The following is a 24,918-nucleotide window of genomic DNA, read 5'->3' as shown; positions in this document are numbered from 1 at the left end:
CGGGGATCAGAAATAACCTTCTTTCTTGCGGCGCTCCATAGAGGCCTCGGAAGTTTGATCGTCCATGCGGGTTGCGCCGCGCTCGGTAATGTCGGTCACCGCTGTTTCAGTAATGATTTCAGCCGGCGTGGCTGCAGTGCTTGCCACTGGGCAGGTGCAGGTAATGTCGCCCACAGTGCGGAAGCGCACTGTGCGCGTTGTGACAGTTTCACCGGCCTTGGGTTGGGTCATCTCGGTAACAGGCACCAACAAACCATTGCGCTCGATAATCTCGCGTTCATGGGCGTAGTAAATGTTGGGCAGTTCCAGCTTTTCGCGTTCAATGTATTGCCACACGTCCAGTTCAGTCCAGTTGGAAATCGGGAACACGCGCATGTGTTCGCCGGGGTGAACGCGGGTGTTGTACAGGTCCCAAAGTTCAGGACGCTGGTTTTTTGGGTCCCATTGACCAAAGCCATCGCGGAACGAAAAAATACGTTCTTTCGCACGTGCTTTTTCTTCATCACGGCGTGCGCCGCCCATCAGTGCGTCAAAGCCAAATTCTTCCTGGGTCTCAAGCAGTGTGACGCTTTGAAACGCATTGCGTGAAGCGTCTGGGTGCGGCAGGCGAATGGTGCCCTTTTTGATGGAGCCTTCCAGTGAACGAACAATCAGTTCTTCGCCCAATTGCTTGGCTTTCCAGTCGCGAAATTCAATCACTTCCGGGAAGTTGTGTTCGGTGTCAATGTGCACCAGGGGAAATGGAAACTTGCCAGGGCGAAATGCTTTTTCCGCAAGGCGCAGCATCACGATGGAATCTTTGCCGCCCGAGAACAGCATGGCGGGACGTGCGCATTCCGCCGCGACTTCGCGCATGATGTAGATGGCTTCTGCTTCAAGCCAGTCCAGATGGGACATGGTGTGTTTTTGCGTGCTCACTTGCGTGCTCATGATTTTTCTCAACTTGTAGATTCAGTGTGTTTCTTGAACTTATTTCTTTAAATTTGCGTTGTGCAAACCGCATTCCTTGCTGCTTGGGTCTTCCCACCACCAGCGGCCGGCGCGAATGTCTTCACCAATGGTGATTGCTCGAGTGCAGGGTTCGCAGCCAATCGACGGAAAACCTTCGAAGTGCAGCTTGTTCACGGGCACCTCAAACTGGCGAACATAGGTCCACACATCGGCCTCGCTCCAATCCGCCAGCGGATTGAATTTTTCAATACCGCGGTCGGCATCGAATTCCCGCACAGGCAGTGCGGCGCGGGTCGCTGCCTGCGCCTGGCGTTGGCCGGTTACCCAGGCTTTTGCACCTTGAAGGGCACGCGCCAAAGGTTCTACCTTGCGAATACCGCAGCATTCTTTGCGCAGCGCGGTGCTTTCATAGAAAGCATCTTTACCCTTGGTGTTCACGTAGGTTTCAACAGCTTGCGCCTGCGGTTCAAACCACTGCACTGTTTGACCATACTTGGCTTGCAAGGCTGGGGCTACATCCAGTGTTTGCTGGTGCAGGCGACCCGTGTTCAGGCTGAATACGCGAATGTTCAGCTTCAAGCGTGCGATTACATCGAACAACACATTGTCCTCAGCCGCAAGGCTGCTGGCCAGTGCAATGTTGTCGAACTCTTGCGCGGCTTGGGTCAACAGGGTTTCCAGCGCCTGCACTTTGCCTGCAATGTCGGTAGCAGGCTGGTGCGGGCCACGAAACACAGCAATCACTTGCTCGAATGCAGCGTTGTTTTCAGGGCTTGCTTCAACACTGTGAAAGCGTGAAGTGTTCACTGCATTCATGCTTATGCTCCCGCGGCGGCTGCCCTGCGATTGAACACAGGCAGCGAGCCGTCGGCACTGGTTTGGTATGGAATGGTGAAATCGGAAAACGCATTCAATGCGTCTTCAAGCGACTTGCCTTCCTTGATGTCGAATTGCGTAAAGCCGCAACGCGCCAGGTAGAAAAACTGGTCGCGCCAAATGTCGCCAAATGCACGAATTTCGCCTTTGAAGCCATAGCGTGTGCGAAGCAATACTGCGCCTGAATAACCCTGGCCGTATTTGAACACCGGGAAGTGAAATGCAATCAACTTCAGCACATTCGCGTCGCCCTGCAATTGTTCCGGGTTGTCTTCGGGGTTCAGGTACACACCCAAATCGCCCGCTTCGGCGCGTGCAGTCAATTCTGCCTTGCTTGCTTCCCACACGGACAAGTGCACCAGCACTTTGCCCTCGGAGGGAACTGCCACAGGTGCTTCAGCCGTACCCACTTCAACAACCACAAATTCATCGGTAACAATTGCGGCTTCACCGTTTAACGGCTTAACAATAATTTGGCTCATTTATGCAGCCTCCTTGTTGGCGTACACGTGGTCTTTGAAGGGCTCGGCGCCAATGCGGTCAAGGGTGTCGATGAACAGTTCATCTTCATGACGCTCCCGCACATAAACTTCAAGCAGCTTCACCACCACACCGGGTACGTCTTCGGCGTAAAACGATTTGCCGATCACCTTACCGATGGATGCATTGTTTCCTTGGCGGCCGCCCAGCGTAACCTGGTACCACTCCTCACCGTTTTTATCGACACCCAAAATACCGATGTTGCCGATGTGGTGGTGACCACAGGAGTTGATACATCCCGAGATGTTCAAGCTGAGATCGCCCAAATCAAACTGGTAATCGAGGTTGTCCACGGCTTCCTGAATGCCCAAGGCAATCGGAATGGATTTGGCGTTGGCCAGTGAACAGAAATCACCGCCCGGGCAGGCAATCATGTCGCTGACCAAACCAATATTCGGCATGGCCAAATTGTGTTCTTTCAGGGTGCTCCACAACTCGAACAAATCTTGCTCAGCCACATCGGACAGCACAAAGTTTTGTTCGTGAGTCACACGCAGCTCACCGAATGAATACTGCTCGGCCAGGTCTGCGATCAAGTGCATTTCATCGGTGGTGGCGTCGCCAGGGGCGATACCAGGGCGCTTCAGTGAAATGCTGATGGCCACATAACCGGGCTGGCGGTGTTCACGTGCATTGCGGGTTAGCCAGCGGTCAAAGCCTACATGCTTGGCGCGCAGGCCACGGTTTTGCTCTGCAATGGTGGCCACCTGTTCAGCACTGAACTGCTCGTAGGCGGGGGCCGTGAAGAAAGATGAAACACGGTCAAATTCTTTCTGGGGAATCACCGACACACCACCTTTGATGTGCTGCCACTCTTCTTCAACCTGCCTGGAGAATTCTTCGGGGCCAATGGCACGCACCAGAATTTTGATGCGTGCTTTGTACAGGTTGTCGCGGCGACCATAGCGGTTGTACACGCGCATCACCGCTTCGATGTAGGTCAGCAGTTCCTGCCAGGGCAGGTCGTTCTTGATGACAGAGCCGATCACGGGTGTACGACCCAGACCACCGCCCGCCAGCACTTGTGCTACCACTTCGCCAGCAGCATTGCGGGTCAAATTCACACCAATGTCGTGCACTTGCACGGCAGCGCGATCTTCTGCTGCGCCATTCACTGCAATCTTGAATTTGCGGGGCAGGTGAGCGAACTCAGGGTGGAAGGTGCTCCACTGGCGAATCAATTCGCAGAATGGGCGTGGGTCTACAAATTCGTCTTTCGCAATACCTGCAAACGGATCGCTGGTGGTGTTGCGAATGCAGTTGCCGCTGGTTTGAATGGCGTGCATTTCAACTTCAGCCAGTTCAGCAAGAATCGCAGGTACATTTTCCAGTGCAGGCCAGTTGTACTGAATATTCTGGCGCGTTGTGAAGTGTGCGTAGTTGCGGTCGTATTTGGCCGCAATATCGGCAAGCTTGTGTAATTGTTTTGCACCCAGCAGGCCGTAAGGAATGGCCACGCGCAGCATGGGCGCATGGCGCTGAATGTACAGGCCGTTTTGCAGGCGCAGGGGGCGGAACTCTTCGTCTGTCAGTTCACCCTTCAAAAAGCGCTCGGTTTGGTTGCGAAACTGAGCCACGCGTTCGCGTACAAGGGCGTGGTCGTAGTCGTCGTATTTGTACATTTACATCACCAGTTTTGCGGCCACGGCGGTGAGGGTCGTGGCCAATACCCCGCGCAAGAACTTTTCAGGCACTGCGCGACTTAAATAACTGCCCACCGTGATGCCGGGAATGGACCCCAGCAACAGTGCGCCCAACAAACCAAAATCAACTGTGCCCAGGCTAAAGTGACCAAAGGCCGCCACAGTCGTAAGTGGTACCGCATAAGCAATGTCGGTACCCGCAATTTCAGAGGCTTTCAGGTGCGGATACAGCATGATCAGCACCATGGCGCCAATTGCACCGGCACCAATCGATGAAACGGTCACCAACATGCCGATGACTGCAAATGCAACCACGGTCGCGATAGTACGCGTTTTGTCTTGCAATTGGGCCTGTGGATGGTTTTGCAGCCAATGAACAATTTTTGTTTTGAAAATAAGCACGCCCACGGTCAACATCACGCAAATGGAAATGGACCAGCGAATGAACACATCAATCGGGCTGCCTTTGCCAGCGTTTTGAATGTCCAAGCCGTGCAAAATCGCAATTGTAATCAATGACGCTGGCACACTGCCCAAACAGGCCAGGGCTACAATTTTCCATTTCACCGTGCTGCGCAGGCGGTGCACCACGGTGCCCGCGCCCTTGGTAATTGCAGCGAAGGCCAGGTCTGTGCCCACGGCAGTTGTGGCAGGTACACCGAACAACACGGTGAGCAATGGCGTCATCAGCGAGCCACCACCCACACCGGTCAGGCCGACCAGAAGGCCGACCGCCAGGCCAGAAGCTACGTAGACTAAATTGATGTCGAAAGGCACGTGAAAGCTCGATGAAAATGGTTTTTTGGGACTTGAAGTGTAAGCGCTAGCCCTTATAATTCAAACGATAGTATTTCCATTTATATATTCCCCTGTGGAATAAAGGGTTTTTATGAACTTGCATCAGCTTCGATTCGTTCGGGAAGCGGTTCGCCATGACTTCAGCTTGACCGATGCGGCCAAAGCGCTGTTCACCTCTCAGCCAGGTGTGTCCAAGGCAATCATCGAATTTGAAGAAGAGCTGGGCTTTCAGATTTTCAAGCGACACGGCAAACGCATCAAAGGTTTAACGCCTCCCGGTGAATTGGTGTATCAAGCCTGCGAGCGCGTGTTGGCCGAGCTTGAGAACATCAAGCGTGTAGGCGAAGAATTTGCAGCGCGCGAGAGCGGGCAGTTGACCGTGGCCGTGACCCACACACAGGCACGCTACGTTTTGCCACAGGCGGTGGCTGCTTTTCGTAAAAAATTCCCGAAGGTGAAGCTGATTTTGTTGCAGGGCACCCCCGAGCAACTGGCCCAGTGGGTGCGCAAAGACCAGGCCGACTTGGCTGTGGCCACCGAGGCTTTGGCCGATGAGCCTGACTTGGTGACATTTCCCTGTTACGACTGGGGACACATTGCGGTGGCGCCCACCGACTCGCCCCTGTTAAAACCTTTTGCATCGGGCGGGCGGCAAATTGCGCTGGCTGATTTCGATCAAATGCCTATCATCACCTATGAAACCCATTTTGCGGGCCGCAAGAAAATTGATGCAGCGTTTCAGAAGGCTGGGGTGAACATTGACCTGGTGCTTGAGGCCATTGATGCGGACGTGATTAAAACCTACGTGGGATTGGGTTTGGGCGTGGGTATTATTGCTGAAGTAGCTTTTGATGCGTTGAAAGACAAAGGGTTGATGGCTGTACCAGTGGACCACTTGTTTGGCCGCAACACCACGCGAATTGCCCTGCGGCAAGGTGTGTTCATGCGCACGCTGATGTATGAATTCATTGCGGTGTTTGCACCGATGTTGACCCCGAAGCTGATAGACCGCGTGTTGGGTGGCGGGCAGGCGTACGACATTTGATGCTGCATGGTTTGGGTATGCTGCGTTGTTCGTTTATGCGGTGTGGTTTGGGTGTGTGGCGTGGTTGATTTGTTCGGAGCGCAGTGCCTGTTGCGACGGAAAATCTGTTGGCCCCAAGCTGAACCTCGCCTTGCCTGAAACCGCCCCTCGAAGAAGGCGGTCGGGGCGGCTTCTGCCCTGAAGGGCACCAGCCTGGCTTGGCACGCTTGGGCAGATTTTCCTGACTGTCGCAACAAGCACATGCGCACCCGATCAAACCTGTATGCTGCAGGCCGCACACTGCCGCACTCGACCAGCGCAAGGCCCGAATAGTGCAGCTGTGTAGCTTGCCACTAAGCTCGCATGTGCTTGCGAACCACCTCAAAAACTCTCGATGTGTCCTGACTCTTCGGCCCATTGGCTACCAGTTCATCCAGCAGTTCTGCGGTTTTAAACAACAGCGGCAAATGCAAACCCTGCTTCTTTGCAGCATCGGCCACCATACGAACGTCTTTTGCATGCAGGTGCGCTTCAATGGAAACCGGGTCAGTGAAACCTTTCACCATGTGGGGTCCAGCCCAATCCAACACACGGCTCGCGGGTAAGCCCGCTTGCAACAGCTCAAGTACCACGCTCAATTCAGCACCTTGCTCCAGTGCGTAATTCATGGCTTCGGCAATGCCTACCAATTGAATGCATAGTGCCATTTGATTGGCTGCTTTGATGGCCTGACCCGCGCCGGACGGCCCCACATGTCGAATGGTTTTGCCCAAGTGTTTCAGCATGGGCTCGATCTGATTGAAGGCTGCCAAATCCCCACCCGCCATCATGCTCAAGGTTGCAGCACGCGCGCCCGCAGCGCCGCCGGAAACGGGGCAGTCAATGTAATCAACGTTCCGAGACTTCAAGTGGCGCGCAATGTCAGCCACGGCGGCCGCGTCTATGGTACTGAAATCCACAATGATTGATCCGGGCTGTGCATGTTGCGCAATACCGCCGTCGCGAAACAGCAGCGATTGAACATCCGCGGTGTTGGTGACATTTAAAGCAAGCAGGCGGGTGCCTGCACACAAGGCTGCAATACTGGGTTGCGCAACAAGAGGGATGTCAGCCAGTGCTTCGAGGGTAGACGCGTTACGCGCCCAGGCCAGCACGGTGTAGCCCGCGTTGCAAAGGTGGCCCGCCATGGCGGACCCCATATTGCCAAGGCCTATGAAGCCAATGGTTTTGGGTGTTGGGGATGTTGAGTTCATCCCCGGATTATAGTCAGCGTCAGTGGGTTTGCATGCTCGGGTTTTCAGCAGTGTGCAGATCGCTTAAGCGGCAATATTGCAGTTCGCCGGTGTGCAGCTGAACCAGTACTGGGTGGCTGGTTGAAATCCAGCGGCCAAACTCGGCAATGTTGTAGGCGATCACCGTGGCAGGCGCTGTGTTCAGCAGTACTTCAGCGCCTACTTTGAACAACCTCGCGGTTTGGCGAAGTGTACGTTTGCGCATCAGGGTTTGACCATCGGGGTAACGCGGCCCAAGTGAACCTGCGGCGTTGGAGTAGGCGATTGTGAGGGGCATTCTTGCCTCCAGGCTGGTGTGTACAGTTTAGTTATACGGCACCAGCCTGAAAAGCAGTTTACCGAACATGGGGGGATAACCCGTTCAGTTTCTAGCGCTGTCTTAGTGAGATGGCAACAGCAACTGGTTCTGAATCAGCATGAACAGCTCACTGTTTGGGTCGGCAATGCTGTCGCAAATGCTGAAATGATCGGCATTCACCTGCAACGGTGGGTTCAGACCCCAGTGCGACGCCAAATAAGCGCTTTGTTCCTTGAAGGCATCCGTTTCTTTGGTGCCAAAGGCCAGGTGCACGGGAATGGTGGGCTTGGGCATCAATGCCGGGCTGACCATGCGGGTGCGTTTCTGATTCAGCTTCAGGTCTTTCTGAATGAAGGGTGTGTGCACCAAGGGGCTCAAATCGTAAATGCCCGAAATTGCGATCACCGACTTCACCACGTCTTGGGGCAGGTCAGAGGCCCACAGGGGCCAAAACGCCAGCGCGCTCATCACGCCCAAATGCCCTCCGGCAGAATGTCCGCACACCACAATTTGGTTGGCATCAAAGCCAAAGCGGTCCGCCTGGCGATAGAGCCACTCAATGCCGCGTAAGGTTTGGCGAACACTGTCTTCAATTGTCACGCGTGGAATCAGGCCGTAATTCAGCAGTGCCACCGAGTAGCCACGGGCCACATACGGCTTGGCCAAAAAGGTGAAGTCGTATTTGTCCAGCGAACGCCAATAGCCGCCATGGATGAAAATCAACAGCGGCTTGCCGGGTTTGCCAGGAATGACATCCACGGTTTCTGCTTCCGATTCGCCGAAATACTGATTCCAGAACCCATCCAGATCAAAACGGGCGTAGCGGGACTGTTCAGCCCAGCGAGCAAAGGTTTTGGGGTGATCGGGCAGGTAAGAGCGGACGTTGTACTGGCTCTCGAGCCAAGCCACGTCGGGCTGGTTCTCGCCACTTTGGGCTTTTGTGTCGGCCATATGGCAGTGCAAAAATGTGTGTTTAGGTTGTTGGGCAGAATAAATTCGTGACACAACATACCGTAAAGGGACCAAAAAGTCCAATTTTCATGCCAATTTCGCGGTTGATTAAACACAATGGCAATAATTTTGTGCTTACAATGAAAAGTTCAGCGTTTTAGTCGAATGCTTGCCCAACACGCAAGCGCTGCAAAGCCCACCACCGCAGCGGCCATGGGCAGGGCAGTGTCGTCGTGCACCACTGAAACAGCCCAACTGGCCAATCCCCCCAAACCAAATTGCGCACAGCCATACAGGGCCGAAGCTGCCCCGGCATTTTTGGGATGTTTGCTCAACAACTGTGCCGTGGTGTTGGGTGCAACAAACCCCAGTGAACCCACACACAGCAAAAAGCCAACTACCATCAATCCCAAATTCCCACTGGTCGTGCCTGCATGCCAGGCGCTGGCCAATACCACGAGAGCACCGAGCAAACCCAAGGCAGAACCGACTTTAATGAGCGGTGTGGTGCCTGTGCGTTTCACCAAACGTGTGGAGGCATAGCCAAAACCAATCAATGTCAATACGTTTGAGCCAAACAGCACAGCATATGTTTTTTCACTCAAACCAAAAAACTCGATGTACACAAATGGCGTGCCAGTGATGTAAGCGAACATGGCGGCAAAGTGCGCTCCACCTGCAATGATCAGCAGGCGTGCATCGCTGTGTTGACATACCGTCAAATATCCCCGGAAGGCCAGGGAAATGGAAGTTTGGCTGTGGGTTTGACTTAATGTTTCGGGCAGCAACAGGTAGGCGGCGACCGTGCACGCTGCACCAAACAGCGCCAAGGAGAGGAATTCATAACGCCAGGAACCCAGTTCCAGAATGTAGGCCCCCAAAAGTGGCGCAATCATGGGGGCGATCGAAGTAACCATGGCAATCATGGCCATGACCCGGGCTGAATCGGTTTCGCCAAACAGGTCTCGAATAACAGCACGCGAAATGACAGCTGCTGCGCCGCCGCCAAAAGCCTGAATCAGGCGAAACAGCAAAAGTTGTTCAATGCTTTGAGCCAACATGCAGGCCACGCTTGCAACGACGAATACACTGGTGCCGGCGAAGATCATTCGCCTGCGGCCAAACCGGTCGGAAAGTGGTCCATAAAAGAGCATACCCATGGCAAACCCGGCCAGAAACACAGTCACTGTTTGTTGAACACGCCCTGCTGGTGCCTGTAGTTCGTTGCCGATTGCCGAAAGGCTGGGCAAATAAAGATCAATCGCCAGTGGGGCGAATGCGGCCAGTGCAGCCAGCAGGAAAAACATGGGGCGGTTAATCAAGACCGGGTTCCGTTTTCTGGGTAATTCGGCATTGTACGCGTTGCGCAGCGCACCATTGAGTAAAGCAATTTGACAGAGCGCGTTTACCTATTTATGGTCATGATCATGTAGCCAGTTCGGTTTATGGGGTGCAGTATGGAATTCACGTCGCTCGATCTTGCCCGAATTCAGTTCGCGGCCAACATCACCTTCCACATCTTGTTTCCAACCATCACCATCGGCCTGGGCTGGGTGATGTTTTATCTGCGCTTGCAGCATGTACGCACCGGAAAAACCGAATGGGAGCAGGCCCATTATTTCTGGACAAAAATTTTTGCGCTGACTTTCGCCATGGGCGTGGTGTCTGGCATCACCATGAGTTTTCAGTTTGGCACCAACTGGCCGGGCTTTATGGAAAAGACCGGAAATATCTCCGGCCCCCTGCTGGGCTACGAGGTGTTGACCGCTTTCTTTTTGGAAGCAACTTTTTTGGGCGTGATGCTGTTTGGTAAACAACGTGTGTCGCCCAAGGTTCATTTGTTGGCGACTTTCTTGGTGGCTTTTGGCACCACCTTGTCGGCCTTCTGGATTCTGGTGCTGAACAGCTGGATGCAAACCCCGCAGGGTTTCGAAATTATTGATGGCCAGATGCACGCCACCAATTGGCTGGAAATCATCTGGAACCCATCTTTCCCGTATCGCTTCACGCACATGTTGCTGGCCAGCGGCTTGACTGTGTTCTTTGTGATTGCGGGCGGTAGCGCACTTCAAATTCTGCGCAAACGTGAAAAGCCTTTCACTCGCCACATGTTGAAGCTGGGTGTTTATGGCGCAGCAGCACTGATTCCTGTCCAGATTTTTGTGGGCGATTTGCATGGTTTGAACACCTTGAAACACCAGCCTGCCAAAGTGGCTGCCATGGAAGGTGTGTGGGAGACCGAGAAGGGTGCACCACTGCTGTTGTTTGCCATTCCTGACAGCGAAGCGCGCACCAATCATTTTGAAATTGGCATACCGAAAATGGCCAGTTTTATTTTGACGCACGACTTCAACGGCGAAATCAAAGGGCTCAATGATTTCCTGAATACCCACCCCCCGGTAGGGCCTGTGTTTTATTCCTTCCGGGTGATGGTGGGCATGGGTGTATTGATGCTGCTGGTTTCTTGGGCGTCGGTATGGGCTTTCCGCAAAACCGGCCCAGTGCTTGAAAACAAAACCCATCGACTAATATTGACGGCTTTGATGTTCATGATGTTCTCGGGCTGGGTGGCCACCGTGGCGGGTTGGTGGGTCACTGAAATTGGTCGCCAGCCTTACGTGGTGTATGGCGTGTTGGGTACTGCCGATGTGGTGGCTCAACACCCGCCCCAATTGCTGGCTTTCACGGTGTTGTTGTACATGGCCATGTACATTGGGCTGATTATTTCGTACGTGTGGGTGTTGCGGTACATGCTGCTGGGTGGCATTGGCTCGTCGAAGAAAGTCAATTGGGGCGGTGCAGCACCGGCCACCACGCCCGCTGACAAACTTCGCCGTGAACAATAAAAGGGGTGCCTGCCATGACATTCAATGAGTTTTTACCTTTGCTTTTCATGGGTGTAATGGGTTTGTCCCTGTTGATTTACGTGGTGCTGGATGGGTACGACCTGGGCGTAGGCCTGCTGTTGCCCCATGCGACCGACGACGAAAAAGACACAATGATCAACTCTATCGGCCCGTTCTGGGATGCGAATGAAACGTGGCTGGTGCTGGGCGTGGGCGTGCTGCTGGTGGCCTTTCCCAAAGCCCACGGTGTGGTGCTCACGGCCTTGTACCTGCCTGTTACTTTCATGCTGCTGGGCCTGGTGTTAAGGGGAGTGGCATTTGATTTCCGGGTAAAGGTGGATATTGCCTACAAGCCTTTGTGGAACCGGATTTTTTTCATTGGTTCACTGGTTACGTCGGTTTCGCAAGGCTGGATGCTGGGTAGCTACATTACGGGCTTCTCGAACCATTGGTCCCAATTGGTGTTCAATTTGGGCGTGGCCATTACCTTGCCTTTTGCGTACACCTTGTTGGCCAGTGGTTGGTTGATCATGAAAACGGAAGGCGATTTGATTGAAAAATCCCGCCGGTGGGGGCGAATCAGTTTTTGGCCCATGCTGGCTTCAATCGCTTTTATTTCGGCCATGACCCCTTTGGTGGTGCCTGAAATTTTTGACAAGTGGTTCAGCTTCCCCAACATTGTGGCGCTGGCACCCATTCCGATCGCATCGATGTTGTGCCTGTGGGGCATTCACCATGTGCTTGGCAGTCAACGTTTGATGGACGCTGGCTACGGCTGGATGGTGTTTGCACTCACTGCGGGTGTCATGACCTTGGCCTTCATGGGTCTGGCCTACAGTCAGTATCCGTACGTGGTGCTGAATCAGCTAACCGTGTGGGAGGCTGCTTCTTCCCCCGAAGCATTGAAGATTATTCTGGTGGGTGTGGTGATCACTTTGCCAACCATCCTCGGGTACACTGCGTTTTCTTACAAAGTGTTCTGGGGCAAGGCCAAAGAACTGTCTTATCAGTAACAGCGCAGCTTTCATGCTGTGACAACGCACCGAAGGAATTTGTTGAAATGAGCATCAGGCAACTGAGCAATGAGGTCGCAGTGTGCGGCCAAATCAGTCCGGAAGATTTGGAAGCAATCGCTGAACTGGGCTTTAAAACGATTGTGAATAACCGGCCCGACCACGAGGTGGGCGCTCAACTGGCCCACTCAGTCATTGAAGCCAAGGCGAAAAGCCTGGGCCTGGCCATTCACTATTTGCCCATGGAAGTGGGGCAACCCCCCTCGGAAGTGCTGCTTGAGGACTTCAAACGCATTCTGGATGCAGCGGAAAAACCGGTTTTGGCTTACTGCCGCAGCGGCAATCGTTCCGGCCAAATTTACATGGGTGCCTGTGCCCTGAAATGAGCATGCTTTTCACCTAGTGGTCTTTCCGGTTGTCAGGTTGATTCGCTGGCATGGCCATGGCCAGCTCGCGAATCATTCGCACGGTGTCAATGTCTGCTGCGCGATAAGCCTGCTTTCGAATCTCGTCCACGTCGTGTGACGACACCTCGGGGCCACCCTGGCTGACTGGCGCATCGCTGACCTGGTACTGAAACCGCAGCCACAGTTCACCCGATTCAGGTTCTTCAATCGAAATGGTCAGTGTGCTGTCGCCGCAAAACTGATTCGCTAAAATGCGGGTCTTGGTACGGTCTTCTTCGATCAGCTCAATGGTGTCTTCAATTTGAAAGGGGCCGTAATTGAGCACGCGTGCAAGCGTGGTGACATTGCCTTGTTGACTGGTTTGCATCACTTGCGCGTCTTCGAGGCCGAGCACGAAGCGGGTGGGTTTCCAGGCCCGTGCAACCAAACCAAACCAGAGTTGTTGCCGTGTTAACCAGTCAATACCAGGCAAGCTTGGGTCGTTGATCTGCACCAAATGTTCAAATTTCATGAAGGGGGTCCTGTGATACACAGACAAGGTACTACAAAACGTTACTCCGATTCCACCAGCTTCAACGGGGTGGTTTATTTGGTTGAAGTGCCTTCTACCGAGGAAGGGGATATTCAGGCCCAAACCCGAGACCTGTTGAATAGCCTGGAGCGCACGATGGCGGGTGCCGGCACTGACAAAAGCCATTTGCTATTGGTTCAGGTTTATTTAACCAATATGGTTCGCGATTACGAGGGGTTCAATGCCGTGTGGGACGCTTGGTTGCCCGAAGACACCGCGCCTTCGCGCGCGTGCGTGGAAGTCAAGGGACTGGCCAAGCCAGGCTGGAAAGTCGAACTGGTGGTGACTGCAGCTATGGACAAGGCTTTATTGGCTTAACAGACGCAGGCGTTGTTGAAGTACCCGCAGGTTGGTTTTCAGGTGCTCGATTGAATCGGCCGCGGGCATCTGGTTTTGCGCCAACTGGTTTTCCAGTTGTTGAATAAAGTCGGCAAACGCAAGTTCCCCCACCAGTTTGCAATGCCCTTTCAATGTGTGCAAGGCGCGTTTGGCCTCTGATAAATTCATGGCCAAAAGCTGTTTTTCGGTCTCGTCGGCAAGTTGCGGAATTTCCGCTGCAATCATGTCGATGGTTGTTTTCAGCAATTCTTTGTCGTGGTCAAAGTTTTGCATGGGAATTGGCGACACGTTGAATTTCAGGCGAGCAAGTACAGCCTCAATGTCGCTGCGCTTGAATGGTTTTGAAATGTATTCGCGCATGCCTGCAGACATGCAGGCCTCGCGGGTGTCGGCAATCGCATCGGCTGTCAACCCAACAATCGGCAGGTTTTTGTGCTGTGGTTTGGCAAGAATTGTACGGCATGCTTCAAGCCCGCCCATATTGGGCATGTGCATGTCCATGAACACCATATCAAACCTCTCCTGTTCCACAGCTTGCACGGCTGCCAAACCATCATCTGCAAAGCGATAGGAGATACCGAGCTGGGTCAGCACATGCGAAATGAAGGTTTGGTTCACCATATTGTCCTCTGCCACCAATACACGCAGGCCGGTGGAGGCGTGGCCAAACTCAGGGGCGGCAGGGTTGTTGTTCGAGGTCATATCGACAGCCAGTGTTTCATTTTCAGTGGTTTTTTGTTCTTCGACGATCGGCAGCTCCAGTGTAAAGCTGAATTCACTGCCAATGCCTTCTTCAGACCAGAGATGTATCCGACTATTCATCAATTCAAGCAAGCGCTGGGTAATTGTCAAGCCCAGGCCCGTGCCGCCATACTTGCGCGCCGTGCCAGGCTCTGCCTGAGAAAACGCCTTGAAAATCTCGGTGCGGGCTGACTCAGAAATTCCCATGCCAGTATCGCGCACTGCGAAATGAATTTTGCTTTTGATTTTTGAGTGTTTATCGGATCCCTGTTTTGCAGTAACTGTCAGGCTGACTTGGCCATGCTGGGTAAACTTCAGCGCATTGCTCAGCAGGTTGTTCAGCACCTGCATAATTCGCGGACAATCGCCAAACAGCCAGTGCGGAATGGCGGGATCAATGTCGAGCACGGTTGCAACACTGGGTTTGGCGTAGGCACTGGACACCATTTTCACCATGGCTTGCACATTGGGGCGCAACTCGAAGGGTTGAGGGTCCATGTCCAGGCGATTGGCGTCGATCTTTGAAAAATCCAGAATGTCGTTGACCACCCTTAACAGGTGCTCGGCGCTGAGTTGAATCAGTTCCAGATTGCGGCGCGGTTTTTCGGCCAGTGCGCTGTTGCTCAAGGTAATCTCAGTCAGTCCCAGTATGCCGTTCAAAGGTGTTCGGATTTCATGGCTCATGTTGGCCACAAACTGCGACTTCAAGTCATTGGATTTGTCGGCTTTCAGTTTGGCAGCTTCCAGTGCCCGGTTCTTTTTTCTCAGTGTGACCGATGCCCAATTCAACGTGTGGTGCAGCATGGCCAGCTCTCGGGAAGTGGGGGAGGTAGCTTGCTCAATACCCTGGTCTTTCACCATACGCTGCGCGAAATCGGTGAGCGCATTCAATTCAAGAATGGTTTTGCGGATGAAAAGCCACAAGGCCAGGGCGGCTGGAAAAATCAGAATTACAGCCAGCAGAATATTGCGCTCTATGAGTTCAGACTGGCGGGCCTGGAGCGGTGTCAAATCAAACTCCAGCACCACATGACCGATCAGTCGCCCCGATTCAATCGGTTCAATCACGGTCAGGTGGCGTTCGCTGCTGAGCAACTGCGTGTGTAGATCGCGTTTGTCCACATGCAAGCGAGCAACATCGTAGCGGGGGGACAGGCGCTGGGTGTTCGAGTCGCGCAAAACCTGGGCCAATACTTGACCATCGGCGGAAACCACAGTGGCTGAATACAGGTCTTTGAATCCATTGGCCTTCAGTAACAAGGTTTCAATGATGGCAAAGTCTTTTTCAAGCAAATGGCTGTTGCTTGAAACTGCAATGTTGAACGCGAGGGCTGTGGCTTGTTGATTGAATACGCCTTGCAATTCATTGCGCTGGGTTTTGGTGTTAAACCAGGTAAATGCCAGCGCAAGCGTCAACACCAAACCAATGCCCAACACCAACAGTTTGGTGCCCAGGCTGGGATGAGTGATGGTGTGAAAAGACGGTTTCAATTGGAAAGAAATGCTTCAAGTCCGAGGTTTTCAAGTGGTTTGTAATCTTTGAAATAATCGGCCCGCACAGGGTTGGGCATTTGAATGTCTTCACCCACCTGTTTGTGTGTTTTGATGTGTCCCAAAATAGCGGCCGCAATTGCTTCCCGGGTGGAGGCATCTACGCGAGGGTGCGCTGCAATCGGGTGAGGTGGTGCGGGTGGGGTTTCGTAAATCACCTTGACCTTCTGTTGAAGCTCAGGCGTTTCTGCCAGTAGCGTGGCGTTGACCATGCCACCAGCTTGCCCTTCACCACGTACCACGCCACGAATGACATTGGAGTGTGTCTTTACATATTTGGTGGTGAATTCCAGTCCCTTCTCCCGTTTTAGCAAGGCACGCATATACAGCGAAGCACCGAATGCATTGGGTGATGGAAAAAGCAGGGTTTTGCCGTTCAACTCGCTGAGTTCTTTGATGCCATCGTGGGCACTGCCAGTTGTTGCAACCAGAATGCCGGTCAATGGTTTGCTGTCCCGAATGAGCGGTGTGTAGCCTTGTGCCTTTTTGGCCATCACCATGTGATAAGGGTTGCAGTAAATCAACTCGGCTTGTCCAGCCTTGAACTGGCTCTCAAACTCGGTAATGTCTTTTGCGAAAACCAGTTCGATTTCTGGGAGACCGTCTTTCTTCAACCCATCCAGTAATTTGCTCCAGGTAGCATGAATTTCAGTGGCTGGGAATTGCGGAACCACCAAGAGACGAAGAGTTGAATTCTTTTCTGCGCTATGCGCAAATTGCCCTGCAGTCAATCCAAACAGTGTGACAATACAAGGCAATATTGTGCGGGCGATGAAAGCCGAGAAAGTGGGCATGATGTATAAATGTTAAATTAATTGGTAATTAATATTTTAAGATTTATTGGTTTCATCGAATCATGAAAACAAGCATTGATTTACCCGGTATTTCAAAGGTGTTGAATGGCAAAGCCCGTATTGCTTGAATCCGCACATGCGGTGGGTGTGTTCGATTCAGGTGTTGGCGGCCTGTCCGTGCTGAAAGCGATGTTGAATCACTTGCCGGCCGAGCGCTTTCAGTTCGTGGCCGACGAACGGCATTTGCCCTATGGCGACAAACCGCAACATGAAATTACTGACCGTGTATTAACCCTGTCCAATTGGCTGAGAAACCAGGGTTGTAAAGCCATGGTCATGGCTTGCAACACCGCCACTGCCGCAGGTGCAAACCAGGCACGCGCTGCCCATGCGAACTGGCCGATTGTGGGCATTGAGCCTGCAGTCAAACCCGCCAGCATGCTGACCAAAACGGGCGTGGTGGGTATTTTGGCAACCACCAACACGGTGGCCAGCGAACGGTTTAAGGCTTTGGTTGAAAGGTTTGACCCCATGGCCAAGGTAATTGCACACCCGTGCCCGGGGCTGGTTGAACTGATCGAACAATCACCCATGCCCGAGCCTGCTATTGAGGCTTTGTTAAAGCCCATGGTAGCCGAGTTGCTTCAAAAACAGGCCGACGTCATTGTGCTGGGTTGCACGCACTACCCTTTTGTTGCACATCTCATTTCAAAACTGGCTGGCCCCGGCGTGGCCGTAATCGAGACTGGTTTGCCAGTGGCCAAGCAGTTAAAAACACGTCTGGAAAGCGAGCGCTTGTTGAATATGGGCAACCAACATGTGCCTTTGCTTGAGCGTGTGAGTTTTTTTACAACAGGTCAACCCGAGTCTTTCAAGACAAAGCTGGTGAATTTGTTGGGCAGTGATTGGCGCAATGCCCATGTGCAGCAGTTGGATGTTTAACTGGCCATCATTTGTGCCACTTGTACAAACTGTTGGGGTGCAATTTCCTCGGCGCGCGCGGTAAGTGCGATGCCCGCAGCGTTTGCCATGTGTTCAGGTACCACATTGGCCCAGGTGTTGCGTAACATTTTGCGGCGTTGTGAAAAAGCAGTGCTGACCACCCGACTAAAAATTTCACCAGGAATTGCCGCACGTTCATGCGCGGGTTTTGGCACCATTCGAACGATTGCTGACATGACACGGGGTGGTGGGTCGAAGCACTCGGGCGGCACATCAAACAAATGGTCCATGTCGTAGTAGGCCTGCAACATCACCGACAATCTGCCGTAGTCGCTGGTTTTTGGGGCAGCGACCATGCGATCTATTACTTCTTTTTGCAACATGAAGTGCTGGTCAATCACCCGGTCGGCAACTTCAAGCAAAGCAAACAAGATGGGCGAGGAAATATTGTAGGGCAAGTTGCCCACCACGCGAAAAGGCGCGGGGAGTTGCCCGAAGTCAAATTTCAACACATCCACTTCGTGAACCGTGAGCTTGTCTTTCCAGCCACCGGTTCGAAGTTTCTCTGCCAGGTCCCGATCAATTTCAATCACCTGCAGGTGATTCACTGCCTTGAGTAGCCAGAATGTCAGCGCACCCAAACCGGGGCCAATTTCAACCAGCGTGTCGTCTGCACGCGGTCGCATCTCACCGATCAGGTTTGACAACACACTTTGATCGGTCAAAAAGTGTTGGCCAAATCGTTTTTTTGCTTGATGTTTCATTGCGCGTTCCTGCGGCAAAGGTCCATGTGGTGCGCGCATTCTATCGCTTCGTTCAGGCTGCCCGCATCCATGTTCCGGGTACCGGCCAGGTCAAGTGCGGTGCCGTGGTCAACCGAGGTTCGAACAATAGGCAAACCCAGCGAAATGTTCACACCTTGACCAAAACTTGCATGCTTTAGTACGGGCAAGCCCTGGTCGTGAAACATGGCAAGCACCGCATCGCTGTTTTGCAGATATTTGGGTTGAAACAGGGTGTCGGCAGGAAAGGGGCCTTGCACATCGTGCCCCTTCGCTTGCAAGGCTCGGATGGTCGGTGTGATGGTGTCAAATTCCTCATTCCCCAGGTCGCCTGATTCGCCAGCGTGCGGATTCAGCCCAGTCACCAGAATTCGGGGTTTTGGCAAACCCCAGTACAGGCGTAGATCGTGAAGCATGATTTCAAGCGTGCGGGTGAGGCTGTCCCGGGTAATTGCTGCCGGTACCTGGGCCAGTGGAATGTGGGTGGTGGCCAGTGCTACCTTCATTTGACCGCCCATCAGCATCATGACGACATCGCTTTGCCCACATCGTTGCGCCAGGTACTCGGTGTGCCCCATAAAACCCGGCCAGTGCGGGCTGATTGCGGATTTCTGAATGGGAGCGGTCACCATGGCCGCAGCGGTGCCATTCTGGCAAGCATCGCAAGCCAGGTTCAACAGGCCCAGCACATAGGGTGCATTGGCCGGGTTGGGTTTGCCGGTGATGCAGGGCGCTGAAAGGGGGTGATCAAGCAGAAAATAACCAGGCGCTTCATCATCGCTGGCTGTAATTTCCCGCAGCGAATTGATGCGTTGCCATTTGGGTTCAATGCCCGCGTTTTTTGCGCGTGTCTCAAGCAGATCGGCATCGCCAAGAATGACCAGCGAACGGTTTAAACGTTTGGCTTGGCTAGTTTCGGCCAGCAAGGCGCACAGTTCTGGCCCTATCCCGGCAGGTTCACCGCTGGTGACAAGGATAGGTAGGTTGTTGGCCTTGCTCATTCCTTGGTAATTAAAGGCGAATTTCGATGAAGGTGGCGTCGCGCAGTTGGCGCAACCATTCCTGATAGCTTTCCTCTGATTTACTGGCACGGATTGCCTGGCGTGCGGCCTGGCGCTGGCGTTCTTCAGAGGCCGCCTGCTGGCGACGTTCTACCACCTGAATAATGTGGAAACCAAAACGGCTTTGGAATACCGGGCTTACCCCCCCAATCCCAAGCTGGTTCATCTCGCGTTCAAATTCCGGTACGGTGTCGCCTGGGTACAGCCAGCCCAAATCGCCGCCTTTCGCGGCAGAGCCATCTTGCGAATAACGCTTTGCCAAAGCATCGAACGTAGCAGCGCCACCTTGCAGCTGTTCCAGTGCAAAATTCAGTCGGCGTTTTGCCTCTGCTTCGGTAATGTCGGGGCCTGGGCGAATCAGGATGTGTCGGGCCCGGGTTTGCGTCACAGGTGTATTGTCCAGCGCTGCACCGCTTTCGCGACGCTCAAGCACTTTCAACACGTGAAAGCCATTGGGGCTGCGAATGGTTTGCACGGCATTCAATTGCGCCTTGGACAGAAATTCAGTGAACAAGGTAGGCACAGCATCAAAACCGGACCAACCCATTTGCCCAGTCCCGTCAATGGCCAGCTCGGGATTGGCTTGCACAATGGCTTCCACCGTTTTCCCGTCTTTCAGGGCTTTTTCAATGGTCTCAACTTTGGTTCTCGCCTGGTTCAGCGTTGCACCACTGGCGTCACTCGGGGCTTTGACCAGCAACTGTACCCAATTCACCTCGGGTTGATTGGCTGCAGCGCCCCCTTTGGTGCGGGCAGCCAGGTAATTTTGAATTTCTGCATCCGACACCTGAATGCGGGCTTCCACTTCACGCTCGCGCAGGCGACCCAAGGTGATTTCGCTGCGGACTTCTTCGCGGAAGCGGGCGGGTGAAACGCCTTCCTCCTGAAGGCGTGCCAGAAAGTCTTCGAGAGACAAACCGTTCTGGTCGGCCACACGGGCCATGGCGGCTTCAATTTGGGCTTCCTCAATCCGAATACCCACCTCTTCGGCTTTCTGAAGTTGAGCGCGGTCCATCACCATGCGATCAAGCACCTGTTTGCGCAATTCGATCCGATCGGGAAGGGGCGCGCCGCGGCGACTCATCTGGCGTTCAATCAGGGCCACTTGTCGGTTCAATTCGCTGCGGGTAATGATGTCGGTGTTCACCACGGCAACAATGCCGTCGATTGTTGCTGCGCCTGAACCATTGCTGGCCCCGAGTTCTGAACTCAGCTTGCCGGCCGGCAGATTGGACGTTGGTGCCTTGATACCCTGTGCCTGCGCATGGCTCATGGCCGCCAAGGCGGAGATCGCGAATAACCAGTGTTGAATGTGCTTCATGTTCATAACTTATTGGGTGCTTAGTGAGTACTTAGTGGGTACTTAATGGGTGCTCATTGGATCGATTGTGCGGAAGAGAAAGGCGTGTACCCTGGCACCTTTCTGGACAACAGGTCGGCCGGGTTGGACCCCAAACGACCCAATCCATTGAGTTCAAGTTGAACAAACAGCGATGTGGTCTCCAGCTGTGGTGCAGTCGCAAATCTTTGTGCAATCACACGCACTGCCCAGCAACCCTCGCCATACTCAAGGCCTGCCACACCTTCAATCAAACGATTGTCCAGCATTGAATAGTTTAAACGACCCACGCCACTCCAGCGGTCAGAGATGGGCCATTGGCCTGAAATGTCGAACTGGTCAATTTGTGCGCGGGTGTAGCGATACCCCAAATTCAGTTGTTTGCCCAGCGACGGCGCATAGCTGACAGTGACATTGCCGCGTTCATGGCGTCCGCTTTCTGCATTCAGTTGCGTTGTGGCGTCCAGGAATACTGACTGGCTGATACGGCCGCGCGCATTGGCAAAGAAGTCAGAATCGCTGGTGGTTGGCGCCTCGAAACCTTGCAAAATAACACGTGGCGTGCTCAGGTTCAGACGTTGCCCGCCAGTGACGCTGAACAACTCTTCGCTGGTGGCCTCGTCGTAGAAGCGACTGGTCACGGCCAGTGTCAGCTGGTTCGCATCGCCCACCCGGTCAAGCCCCGAATACCTGTTCTCGGCGAAAATCCGCGTCAGACTTTGATCCGTCACCGAGGTGTCGAAAATAGGCTGATCGGATTGGTCCTTGAATGGCGTGTACAGATAAAAAATTCGTGGTTCCAGGGTTTGATTCACATTGCGACCGAAAAAGCTTGTTTTGCGGTCGAAGTAAACCGTGCTGTCCAGCGAAACCGTTGGAATGACGCTGCCTGGTGCTGCGGGTGACCCGGGTGTTTGGCCCTGCAAATCGTAGTTGGTGGCTTGCACCGAGACCGCGGGCGTGAATGAGAATTCGGACCGTTGTATGGGCATGAAAACCCTGGCGCGCGTTACACCGCGTGAGCCTTCAACCCGTGCGGGTGCGGAGGAGGGCCTTGCAAAGTCGGTGTACTGCCCGCTCACTGACACAAAGGCATTGGCCTGGCCAATTCGGGTTGGGCTTAATTCAAGTGTGGCCTCTGGCAAACGGTCATATGGCTCAGCGATCACATCGTTGAATAACTGCAATGTTTGATGAGCCACGGTGCGCACGTTGGCGCTCCAGTTTTTCTGACGGTACGAGACGAAGCCTTCTTGAACCAAAACACGTTGAGAGGCCACTGCCTGAGTCCGGGAGAAGTCAACAAAGTAATTGTCATCCGACACCTGGTTGAAATTTATGCCTGCATACAAAGGACCTTTTTCGTATTTGTGCAGCAAGGACAAAGCAGTGCGGTCTGTGCCTGTTTTCTCGTCATCCGGCAGGTAATCGTATTTAAGTTCGCCTTCGTTGCTTGGCGTCAGGTAACGGGTTTGTGTACCCAATTGGAAACCCCGGCCCGAGATGATTTTCGGGTACAGGGTCATGTCTTTGTCTGGAGCAATATTCAGGTAGTACGGGACTGTCACTTCAAGTCCGCTGTTGGACACAGTGCCAAACGAGGGTGGCAGAAATCCGCTTTTGCGCCTGTCGGTGGTGGGGAACGAAAAGTAAGGTGCGCCCAATATGGGCACGTCCTGAAATACCACCTTCGCGCCACGGGCACGACCCACTTCAGCAGCCTGGTCAATTTCCAGCGAATCGGCAGTGATATACCAATCACCTTGATCCGCGGCACCAGGGTTTGGCACATCGCATACCGTGTAGTTCGGGTTTTCAAGCGTCAGCGTTGAAATACCGTCGTACTGCATTTTGTCGGCCCGACCCTTGCCGTTGATTTCCTTCAGCTCGAAGGTGGGTTTGGTCATTTCGCTTTCGCCGGTGCCCAGCTTTACAGAGCCCTCGGGGGCTTTCAGTATCATGCCTTCCTGCTCAATCACCAGGTTGCCCTTGGCCGTAGCACGGTCAGTAATGGGCGAATAATTGATTGAGTCGCTAAATAATTTCAGCTTGTTGCGCCGAACTTCAACATTGCCTTCCAGAAAGGTTTCCTCGGCGCTGTTGCCGTAAAGGCGGTCGGCAGAAATGTAAGTGGCCTCGTCCTCAGGTATCGGGTTGCGCACACCCAGCAGTCCACCGTCAATCTTCAGGCGGGTGGGGGACTCGGCCTTGGGTGGTGTGGCGCCTGTGGTTTGGGCAAGCGCGGGTGCGCCCAGACAGAACAAAGCAAATGCGATGGCTGTGGGGCGTGTGGGCACTGAGTGCACTTGCGGTGATTTTTTGCTTTTCTTCAAGCTGGGTATGTACTCAAATAGGTGACGGATCGATCAAGCGCCATAGGATCCTACTATTATAGGCAACTAACTACAAATTAAAGAGATTGGACGGTTTGATGAGCGCCTTGCGTCAAGAAATGTTGAAAAAATGGCTGACAGGCCTGAATGAGTTCGAGTTTGACCTGCAAACCTTGCAGGCTGCTTCCAGCGATGCCAGCTTTCGCCGGTATTTTCGGGTTGGCGAGGCCAATAACGTGCGAACCCTGATTGTGATGGACGCCCCACCTGACAAAGAAGATGTTCGCCCATTTGTGCATGTGGCGGGTTTGCTGCGAGAGGGGGGGGCCAGAGCACCCCAGGTATTGGCGCAAAATCCGGAAGAAGGTTTTTTGCTGCTGGAGGATTTCGGCAATACGACCATGTTGCAGGGGCTGAACACTCAAGCTGAACAGAAAGACGCCTTTTACATGCAGGCACTGCATGACCTGGTGCAGTTGCAAGCCAATACACGCACCGAAGGCATACCCGCTTACGGTGCCGACAAATTATTGCAGGAAATGAATTTGTTCGATGAATGGTATGTGGGCAGGCACTACGGTGCCGAGCTGACCGATCAGGAACGCAACTGGCTTGAGAGCATCAAAGGCATGCTGATTCAAAGTGCTTTGTCTGAACCCCAAGTGTTTGTCCACCGAGACTACCACAGCCGCAATTTGATGTTGATTAGCCAGGCGGGGGCAGCGCCCCAATTCGGTATTCTGGATTTTCAGGACGCTGTGAAAGGCCCTCTGAGTTACGATTTGGTGAGCATTTTACGCGACGCTTACATTGAATGGCCCGAAGCACAAACCCTGGACTGGACCGTGCGTTACTGGGAGGCTGCCCGCAAGGCTGGTTTGCCGATTTGCGAAGACCCTGGCGAGTTTTATCGCCAGTTCGATTTCATGGGTTTGCAGCGCCATTTGAAAATTCTGGGTATTTTTGCACGCCTGAACTACCGCGACGGCAAGGCCCAATACCTGAATGACCTGCCGATGGTGTTGCGTTATGTGCGCCTGGTGGCAGGCCGATATATCGCCTTCAAGCCCCTGTTGTTGTTGCTGGATCGCCTTGAAAACAAGGCAGTGAAAGTGGGATACACGTTTTAAATGAAGGCGATGATATTGGCAGCAGGGCGTGGCGAACGCATGCGCCCCTTGACCGACCATTGTCCCAAACCCTTGTTGCCTGCGGGCGGCAAACCTTTGTTGCAATGGCACATAGAGGCCTTGGCGGCGGTGGGTATTTCCCGCATTGTGATCAACCACGCCCATTTGGGCCACCAAATTGAAAGCCACTTTGGCGATGGTTCGGCTTTTGGGGTGCAGCTAAGTTATTCAGCCGAGGCCACCGCGCTTGAAACCGCAGGCGGTATTCGCAAAGCCTTGCACCATCTTGGCAATGAACCGTTTCTGGTGATCAATGGTGATGTGGCTTGCGACTGGCCCTTGGCTCGGGCGTTACAAATTGCCAGTGAATGGCCGCAGGGCCAGTTGGCTCACTTGGTGATGGTGCCCAATCCGCCGCACCACCGGGCAGGTGATTTCGCATGGCTGGGCAGCACAGTCAAACAGCCTGAACCGGGCGAGACCGCATTCACATTTTCCGGGATTGGTGTGTATCACCCGAGTTTATTCAGCAAGCTCAAGGTTGACGAGGTCGCAAAACTCGCTCCCCTGTTGCGCCAAGCCATGGCAGCAGGCAAAGTACAAGGTGAGTTATTCAACGGCTTCTGGATGGACATTGGAACACCAGAACGGCTTGAAGAACTCAACCAACGATTGAATTCAGCAAGGAAGCATTAG

The 24,918-nt window shown here is 53.5% G+C and carries 24 protein-coding genes; 8 read left to right on the top strand and 16 right to left on the bottom strand.

Annotated features, from left to right (window positions below; genetic code table 11):
• Window positions 1-6: 6 nt before the first annotated feature.
• The 5 genes from cysD to B4C79_RS11415 are packed head-to-tail and all read right to left on the bottom strand — an operon-like array spanning window position 7 to window position 4,787.
• Complete coding sequence (gene cysD, locus B4C79_RS11435) at window positions 7-930, bottom strand: sulfate adenylyltransferase subunit CysD (protein ID WP_105027150.1); 924 nt, start codon at window positions 928-930, stop codon at window positions 7-9.
• Window positions 931-969: 39 nt separating this feature from the next.
• Window positions 970-1,767 (bottom strand): phosphoadenylyl-sulfate reductase, encoded by a 798-nt coding sequence (locus B4C79_RS11430; RefSeq protein ID WP_291752312.1) that lies wholly within the window; start codon window positions 1,765-1,767, stop codon window positions 970-972.
• A gap of 2 nt (window positions 1,768-1,769) precedes the next feature.
• Window positions 1,770-2,309 carry a DUF934 domain-containing protein gene (locus tag B4C79_RS11425; protein WP_291740366.1) on the bottom strand — a complete coding sequence of 180 codons (540 nt, stop codon included), beginning with the start codon at window positions 2,307-2,309 and terminating at the stop codon, window positions 1,770-1,772.
• Entirely contained in the window at window positions 2,310-3,989 is a 1,680-nt protein-coding gene (locus tag B4C79_RS11420) for a nitrite/sulfite reductase (protein WP_291740364.1), read from the bottom strand. It abuts the gene before it with no gap.
• Complete coding sequence (locus B4C79_RS11415; protein ID WP_291740362.1) at window positions 3,990-4,787, bottom strand: sulfite exporter TauE/SafE family protein; 798 nt, start codon at window positions 4,785-4,787, stop codon at window positions 3,990-3,992.
• 112 nt (window positions 4,788-4,899) lie between these two features.
• Between B4C79_RS11415 and B4C79_RS11410 the strand changes: the two genes are divergently transcribed.
• On the top strand, window positions 4,900-5,853 hold the full coding sequence (locus B4C79_RS11410; protein ID WP_291740360.1) for a CysB family HTH-type transcriptional regulator: 954 nt from the start codon (window positions 4,900-4,902) through the stop codon (window positions 5,851-5,853).
• A gap of 332 nt (window positions 5,854-6,185) precedes the next feature.
• Here the strand turns inward: B4C79_RS11410 and B4C79_RS11405 are convergent, their stop codons facing one another.
• The 4 genes from B4C79_RS11405 to B4C79_RS11390 all read right to left on the bottom strand — a co-directional run bounded on the left by B4C79_RS11405 (window position 6,186) and on the right by B4C79_RS11390 (window position 9,695).
• Entirely contained in the window at window positions 6,186-7,085 is a 900-nt protein-coding gene (locus B4C79_RS11405; protein WP_291740358.1) for an NAD(P)-dependent oxidoreductase, read from the bottom strand.
• A 19-nt stretch (window positions 7,086-7,104) separates the two neighbouring features.
• Window positions 7,105-7,401, bottom strand: coding sequence for a hypothetical protein (locus B4C79_RS11400; RefSeq protein ID WP_171100368.1), 297 nt, complete (start codon window positions 7,399-7,401; stop codon window positions 7,105-7,107).
• A 102-nt stretch (window positions 7,402-7,503) separates the two neighbouring features.
• Entirely contained in the window at window positions 7,504-8,373 is an 870-nt protein-coding gene (locus tag B4C79_RS11395; protein WP_008252055.1) for an alpha/beta hydrolase, read from the bottom strand.
• Window positions 8,374-8,522: 149 nt separating this feature from the next.
• Window positions 8,523-9,695 (bottom strand): multidrug effflux MFS transporter, encoded by a 1,173-nt coding sequence (locus B4C79_RS11390; protein ID WP_171100366.1) that lies wholly within the window; start codon window positions 9,693-9,695, stop codon window positions 8,523-8,525.
• A gap of 135 nt (window positions 9,696-9,830) precedes the next feature.
• Here B4C79_RS11390 and B4C79_RS11385 point away from each other — a divergent pair, with 135 nt between their 5' ends.
• Genes B4C79_RS11385 through B4C79_RS11375 form a run of 3 tightly spaced genes read left to right on the top strand, consistent with a single transcriptional unit; the run spans window position 9,831 to window position 12,618 of the window.
• Window positions 9,831-11,219 carry a cytochrome ubiquinol oxidase subunit I gene (locus B4C79_RS11385; RefSeq protein ID WP_171100364.1) on the top strand — a complete coding sequence of 463 codons (1,389 nt, stop codon included), beginning with the start codon at window positions 9,831-9,833 and terminating at the stop codon, window positions 11,217-11,219.
• Window positions 11,220-11,233: 14 nt separating this feature from the next.
• The gene (locus B4C79_RS11380; RefSeq protein WP_171100362.1) at window positions 11,234-12,232 is read left to right on the top strand and encodes a cytochrome d ubiquinol oxidase subunit II; all 999 of its coding nucleotides are present in this window, start codon (window positions 11,234-11,236) and stop codon (window positions 12,230-12,232) included.
• Between the two features lie 47 nt (window positions 12,233-12,279).
• Window positions 12,280-12,618: a TIGR01244 family sulfur transferase gene (locus B4C79_RS11375; RefSeq protein WP_008252062.1), complete on the top strand. Its 339-nt coding sequence runs from the start codon at window positions 12,280-12,282 to the stop codon at window positions 12,616-12,618.
• 13 nt (window positions 12,619-12,631) lie between these two features.
• Here the strand turns inward: B4C79_RS11375 and B4C79_RS11370 are convergent, their stop codons facing one another.
• The gene (locus B4C79_RS11370) at window positions 12,632-13,150 is read right to left on the bottom strand and encodes an SRPBCC family protein (RefSeq protein WP_291740351.1); all 519 of its coding nucleotides are present in this window, start codon (window positions 13,148-13,150) and stop codon (window positions 12,632-12,634) included.
• A 12-nt stretch (window positions 13,151-13,162) separates the two neighbouring features.
• Between B4C79_RS11370 and B4C79_RS11365 the strand changes: the two genes are divergently transcribed.
• Window positions 13,163-13,528 (top strand): RidA family protein, encoded by a 366-nt coding sequence (locus B4C79_RS11365; RefSeq protein ID WP_291740350.1) that lies wholly within the window; start codon window positions 13,163-13,165, stop codon window positions 13,526-13,528.
• On the opposite strand, the gene B4C79_RS11360 is transcribed toward B4C79_RS11365, so the two are convergent.
• Together B4C79_RS11360 and B4C79_RS11355 are read right to left on the bottom strand one after the other, a co-directional pair.
• Entirely contained in the window at window positions 13,517-15,781 is a 2,265-nt protein-coding gene (locus tag B4C79_RS11360; RefSeq protein WP_291740348.1) for a response regulator, read from the bottom strand. The genes B4C79_RS11365 and B4C79_RS11360 overlap by 12 nt on opposite strands.
• Entirely contained in the window at window positions 15,778-16,635 is an 858-nt protein-coding gene (locus B4C79_RS11355; RefSeq protein ID WP_105027139.1) for a phosphate/phosphite/phosphonate ABC transporter substrate-binding protein, read from the bottom strand. The genes B4C79_RS11360 and B4C79_RS11355 overlap by 4 nt, the downstream gene beginning before the upstream one ends.
• Before the next feature lie 105 nt (window positions 16,636-16,740).
• On the opposite strand from B4C79_RS11355, the gene murI reads away from it, so the two are divergent.
• Window positions 16,741-17,577, top strand: coding sequence for a glutamate racemase (murI, locus tag B4C79_RS11350; RefSeq protein WP_291740345.1), 837 nt, complete (start codon window positions 16,741-16,743; stop codon window positions 17,575-17,577).
• Here murI and rsmA read toward each other — a convergent pair.
• Genes rsmA through B4C79_RS11330 form a run of 4 tightly spaced genes read right to left on the bottom strand, consistent with a single transcriptional unit; the run spans window position 17,574 to window position 23,056 of the window.
• Window positions 17,574-18,341, bottom strand: coding sequence for a 16S rRNA (adenine(1518)-N(6)/adenine(1519)-N(6))-dimethyltransferase RsmA (rsmA, locus tag B4C79_RS11345; RefSeq protein WP_105027137.1), 768 nt, complete (start codon window positions 18,339-18,341; stop codon window positions 17,574-17,576). The genes murI and rsmA overlap by 4 nt on opposite strands.
• The gene (gene pdxA / locus B4C79_RS11340; RefSeq protein WP_171100350.1) at window positions 18,338-19,360 is read right to left on the bottom strand and encodes a 4-hydroxythreonine-4-phosphate dehydrogenase PdxA; all 1,023 of its coding nucleotides are present in this window, start codon (window positions 19,358-19,360) and stop codon (window positions 18,338-18,340) included. Before pdxA ends, rsmA begins: the two co-directional genes overlap by 4 nt.
• Window positions 19,361-19,370: 10 nt before the next feature.
• On the bottom strand, window positions 19,371-20,741 hold the full coding sequence (locus B4C79_RS11335; protein ID WP_291740342.1) for a peptidylprolyl isomerase: 1,371 nt from the start codon (window positions 20,739-20,741) through the stop codon (window positions 19,371-19,373).
• 53 nt (window positions 20,742-20,794) lie between these two features.
• Window positions 20,795-23,056: an LPS-assembly protein LptD gene (locus B4C79_RS11330; RefSeq protein ID WP_291762619.1), complete on the bottom strand. Its 2,262-nt coding sequence runs from the start codon at window positions 23,054-23,056 to the stop codon at window positions 20,795-20,797.
• Window positions 23,057-23,190: 134 nt separating this feature from the next.
• On the opposite strand from B4C79_RS11330, the gene B4C79_RS11325 reads away from it, so the two are divergent.
• Together B4C79_RS11325 and murU are read left to right on the top strand one after the other, a co-directional pair.
• A complete protein-coding gene (locus tag B4C79_RS11325) occupies window positions 23,191-24,222 on the top strand; it encodes an aminoglycoside phosphotransferase family protein (RefSeq protein ID WP_291752307.1) in 1,032 nt (343 codons plus the stop codon).
• Window positions 24,223-24,918: an N-acetylmuramate alpha-1-phosphate uridylyltransferase MurU gene (gene murU / locus B4C79_RS11320; protein WP_291739212.1), complete on the top strand. Its 696-nt coding sequence runs from the start codon at window positions 24,223-24,225 to the stop codon at window positions 24,916-24,918.

The sequence above is a fragment of the Limnobacter sp. UBA7229 genome (assembly GCF_002473065.1).
In the GTDB taxonomy this organism is placed as follows: Bacteria; Pseudomonadota; Gammaproteobacteria; order Burkholderiales; family Burkholderiaceae_B; genus Limnobacter; species Limnobacter profundi.
Note: the sequence above shows the minus strand (reverse complement) of the source record. Positions and strands in the feature narration are given on the sequence as shown.

Coding starts and splice junctions, on each gene's coding strand:
- rsmA (WP_105027137.1), bottom strand. CDS start 18,341: ATGAAACATCAAGCAAAAAAACGATTTGGCCAACACTTTTTGACCGAT.
- B4C79_RS11380 (WP_171100362.1), top strand. CDS start 11,234: ATGACATTCAATGAGTTTTTACCTTTGCTTTTCATGGGTGTAATGGGT.
- murU (WP_291739212.1), top strand. CDS start 24,223: ATGAAGGCGATGATATTGGCAGCAGGGCGTGGCGAACGCATGCGCCCC.
- B4C79_RS11420 (WP_291740364.1), bottom strand. CDS start 3,989: ATGTACAAATACGACGACTACGACCACGCCCTTGTACGCGAACGCGTG.
- B4C79_RS11355 (WP_105027139.1), bottom strand. CDS start 16,635: ATGCCCACTTTCTCGGCTTTCATCGCCCGCACAATATTGCCTTGTATT.
- B4C79_RS11385 (WP_171100364.1), top strand. CDS start 9,831: ATGGAATTCACGTCGCTCGATCTTGCCCGAATTCAGTTCGCGGCCAAC.
- B4C79_RS11425 (WP_291740366.1), bottom strand. CDS start 2,309: ATGAGCCAAATTATTGTTAAGCCGTTAAACGGTGAAGCCGCAATTGTT.
- pdxA (WP_171100350.1), bottom strand. CDS start 19,360: ATGAGCAAGGCCAACAACCTACCTATCCTTGTCACCAGCGGTGAACCT.
- B4C79_RS11400 (WP_171100368.1), bottom strand. CDS start 7,401: ATGCCCCTCACAATCGCCTACTCCAACGCCGCAGGTTCACTTGGGCCG.
- B4C79_RS11430 (WP_291752312.1), bottom strand. CDS start 1,767: ATGAATGCAGTGAACACTTCACGCTTTCACAGTGTTGAAGCAAGCCCT.
- B4C79_RS11410 (WP_291740360.1), top strand. CDS start 4,900: ATGAACTTGCATCAGCTTCGATTCGTTCGGGAAGCGGTTCGCCATGAC.
- B4C79_RS11395 (WP_008252055.1), bottom strand. CDS start 8,373: ATGGCCGACACAAAAGCCCAAAGTGGCGAGAACCAGCCCGACGTGGCT.
- B4C79_RS11335 (WP_291740342.1), bottom strand. CDS start 20,741: ATGAAGCACATTCAACACTGGTTATTCGCGATCTCCGCCTTGGCGGCC.
- B4C79_RS11325 (WP_291752307.1), top strand. CDS start 23,191: ATGAGCGCCTTGCGTCAAGAAATGTTGAAAAAATGGCTGACAGGCCTG.
- murI (WP_291740345.1), top strand. CDS start 16,741: ATGGCAAAGCCCGTATTGCTTGAATCCGCACATGCGGTGGGTGTGTTC.
- cysD (WP_105027150.1), bottom strand. CDS start 930: ATGAGCACGCAAGTGAGCACGCAAAAACACACCATGTCCCATCTGGAC.
- B4C79_RS11370 (WP_291740351.1), bottom strand. CDS start 13,150: ATGAAATTTGAACATTTGGTGCAGATCAACGACCCAAGCTTGCCTGGT.
- B4C79_RS11375 (WP_008252062.1), top strand. CDS start 12,280: ATGAGCATCAGGCAACTGAGCAATGAGGTCGCAGTGTGCGGCCAAATC.
- B4C79_RS11405 (WP_291740358.1), bottom strand. CDS start 7,085: ATGAACTCAACATCCCCAACACCCAAAACCATTGGCTTCATAGGCCTT.